At 27.5% G+C, this 3,270-nt stretch carries 3 protein-coding genes and 1 pseudogene; 2 read left to right on the top strand and 2 right to left on the bottom strand.

Annotated elements, in window-relative coordinates:
* Positions 1-1,124: PBSX family phage terminase large subunit (locus tag U880_RS0105775; RefSeq protein ID WP_024655144.1), on the bottom strand; the 1,124-nt coding region annotated here is incomplete at its 3' end.
* 4 nt (positions 1,125-1,128) lie between these two features.
* The gene (locus tag U880_RS0105770; RefSeq protein WP_024655143.1) at positions 1,129-1,668 is read right to left on the bottom strand and encodes a DUF603 domain-containing protein; all 540 of its coding nucleotides are present in this window, start codon (positions 1,666-1,668) and stop codon (positions 1,129-1,131) included.
* Positions 1,669-1,918: 250 nt separating this feature from the next.
* Between U880_RS0105770 and U880_RS0105765 the strand changes: the two genes are divergently transcribed.
* Together U880_RS0105765 and U880_RS0105760 are read left to right on the top strand one after the other, a co-directional pair.
* A complete protein-coding gene (locus U880_RS0105765) occupies positions 1,919-2,533 on the top strand; it encodes an Mlp family lipoprotein (RefSeq protein WP_024655142.1) in 615 nt (204 codons plus the stop codon).
* Between the two features lie 381 nt (positions 2,534-2,914).
* Positions 2,915-3,270, top strand: a pseudogene (locus U880_RS0105760) (site-specific integrase); the annotation flags it as partial.

The following is a 3,270-nucleotide window of genomic DNA, read 5'->3' as shown; positions in this document are numbered from 1 at the left end:
GGTCTTGTTGGTGCAATTCTAAAGTAATTTTCCATATTATCTCGAAGTCTAACATATTCACGTGTCAAAGCCCCAGATCCTTTAATATCATCTCTATCTTCAATATAAAGTGTATTAACATTTAAATTCCCCATTATTACCTTTATTGTATTCATAATATATGGATCAACAGCTGGTTTTTGATCTTGAAATATAAATGCATAATACTTATCCGATACCTTCTCTAAAACACAAAGAGAAGTATTATCCCCACCACTACTATATGCAGGATCTAAATACGCTATAGGACTTTTAAATTCATAGTCTTCAATAATATTAATATTACGAAATATCGCATCATTATTTGCGACCCATTCTCCTAGTAGTACACTGGCTTTATATGTTGGAAAGTCTTTATAAAGTTCTTCTTGGGTCTTTATAAATTCCTTTGAAATTTCCTCATTATCATATGTCGTAAAATTATATGTAGAATATATTGTATTCTTATCAATATAATCTGTTTTAAAATAATGCTCCGGATGATCAGGATTAGTATCAAAAACAATAAATTCTGGTTTTATTCTTAGTCTCTTAAGCGCTTCTTTTAATGTCTCTTTATGCAGCGTTGTTGCTTCATTAACATAAATAACAGCAGAATTCGATCCTCTAAATCTTTCAAAATCTCTTATTTTATCACCACCATATAAATTAACCCTTAAAGAATCAATTTCAAAATATGACGTATTTGAATATTTGGGAACAAAAGGTATTTTAAGCATATTAGCAAGATTTTCAAACTGTTCTATAACATTAATTTCTAATGCCTTCTGTGAGTTGCCTAATATAAAATTATTGGTACCTTTCCTATAAAGATGCCTATTTTTAAGTAAAGTTTTTAAGAATAAATAACAAGCCAAAAATGTTTTACCACTTGCAATTCCACCTGATAAAATAACTTTGTTTTGATTATTCTTTTCAATATCACGTAACACTTTACGTTGTTTTTTAGTCAAAAACTTATTTTCAAAGCTTTTAAAATCAACAACTACTGATTTTGGCTTCATAAAAGACGCAATATCAATCCCAAATTCACGCTTATATTCCCTTTGCAGAGACTTAAAAATGCTACTACTGTATATATCCATTTACTTATCCTCCAAACTTAAATCTACCCTCATCTAAGTCTGCAATTTTGAGTTTCTTCATTGTTTCATAACATAACTTCATTGTTTTATCTTCTTTCTCACGTTTTAAATCTTTAAGCTTAATCTTCTTATCTTGAAGTTCTCTACTATTTCCTTTATTTTGAATCACTTTAATCTCTCTCTCCAATAGATTTATTTCTTTTATACAATCCTCAAGTTCTAATTCTAAATAATTATTAAATGCCTTCATAAACTTAAGCCCAAGTTGACTTTTGGCTATACTAAATTGACTTTTAAGCTCACGTGCTTTGGCATTGGTTTCAAGTACTCGATCTAAGACACTATTAAGAGTAGTTTTACAAATGGTTATTTTATTATCACTATCAAACTCTTTTGGATTATCTTGACTAATCTCCCATTTTTGTCTCATCTTACATACATTAGCTCGTGAAACACAAAGCTCTTTCGCTATTTCAGCATCATTTAATCGACCTTCTTCAAAATACATGGCATAATCTTCATATGCTCTTTTTACTTTATTCATATCTCTTCAACCTTCTAAATTAACAAAAATTAATTTTAGTTAACATAAACTTTATAACAAAACATCAAACTTTCCAAGTTTAAAAGGTTTTTTTAAAAGTAATAGTGATAATTTAGAACACTTTAATGATCAAGCATCAAGTAATTGTGAAATAGGAGAATAAAGATAAAATTAAAAGCAAATCTTTTTTAAAAATCCCTATACAAACCAAAATAACTAATAGTATACTTAAAAACAAGGAGAATATTATATGTATAAATATTTAAAACACATACTAATTTATAGTCTAATACTAGTCTATTCTTGTACAGATAAACTAAAAGTACACGAAAGAATAAGTTTAACACCAGCTAAACAAATACCAACTAAACAAACACCAACTAAACAAACACCACAAACGGAAGAAAATAAGAGTTTCAATACCATTATTCATGGATTTAACAAACATACAGAAGAAGAAAGAGAAAAAACCAACAAACATGACAGTGGTAAAACACAAGTAGCAAATATTGACTACTATAGAAACAGAATAACCAACTATAATACATTTATTTCTTGGATTAAAGATAAGCCAGAAAAGAAGAAAGAACTAGATAAAGATTGGACTGAAGCTTATAATTGGCTAGAGAAAAGAAGAGCAGAAAATGCACCTGAAAAAACTTTAAAGGAATATATAAGCGATGCCATTGATTGTTACAACAATCCTTTATGTAAAGATACAAAGAAATATGGCACTAAAGAAAACCAGATATTTTTATTCTTTGCGCAAGCTTTCAGGGACATATTTCTCGCTTATGGCAATCCTGAAGAAATTTTTATACAACTTAAAACAATTAGGATTTCAAGAATAAAAGATGATTTTTGATTTTATTGTAAGAAAGTAATAAATTAAAAGTTTATAAAAAGTGAAGGAAGTTGACTTTATGTTAACCTATGATAAAAAGTAGGTTAACAAAAGAAAGATAGAGGAAAGATATTACCATTGCACAAAGTCTTAGGCTTAAAATGGAGTATCAAATAAATAGGAAGCAAAAAAGCAAGTATTTGTAAAAAATAGGAATAAGTATCTTAGATATTTATCCCAAAAATATTTAAAACTATATCTTCTACTAATTACAATCAAACTACATGCCATTTTTAACATACAATGAAAGGCCCAAAAAATTGACTAAACTTATAAGTATTTGTTAAACTATTAATTAACCATTTTATAATTTTTAAAATCATTAGTTAATAAGTAAACTTTATGAATGATACTAACTTGAACTTATCTAACAAAGTTAATAAAACACTCAAAGACATAGTAAAAGAAAATGAAAATTTAAGCAAAGAATTGTCTTTAATTAAAAGTAAACTTAAAACTAAAAATACTAAACCCAAATCCACTCCTATAAGATTCTATCTAAATGAAAAGACAATAAAACTTGTAAAACGCTGCATCACAAAACTTCAATCTATAGACCCAATTTCTGGATGGTTCGTATACATATTATCAATAACTGGTTGTAGAGGAGTAGAGATACAAAATGTCAAACTTGCTGATATATCACAAGAAAAAAGCAATAATGATGAGGTATTTTATAGTTTACGTGTAAATGTTGC

Origin of the sequence: Borrelia hispanica CRI, from assembly GCF_000500065.1 — a bacterium.
In the GTDB taxonomy this organism is placed as follows: domain Bacteria; phylum Spirochaetota; class Spirochaetia; order Borreliales; family Borreliaceae; genus Borrelia; species Borrelia hispanica.
This window is presented reverse-complemented; position numbering and strand designations above follow the sequence as displayed.

Coding starts and splice junctions, on each gene's coding strand:
- U880_RS0105770 (WP_024655143.1), bottom strand. CDS start 1,668: ATGAATAAAGTAAAAAGAGCATATGAAGATTATGCCATGTATTTTGAA.
- U880_RS0105765 (WP_024655142.1), top strand. CDS start 1,919: ATGTATAAATATTTAAAACACATACTAATTTATAGTCTAATACTAGTC.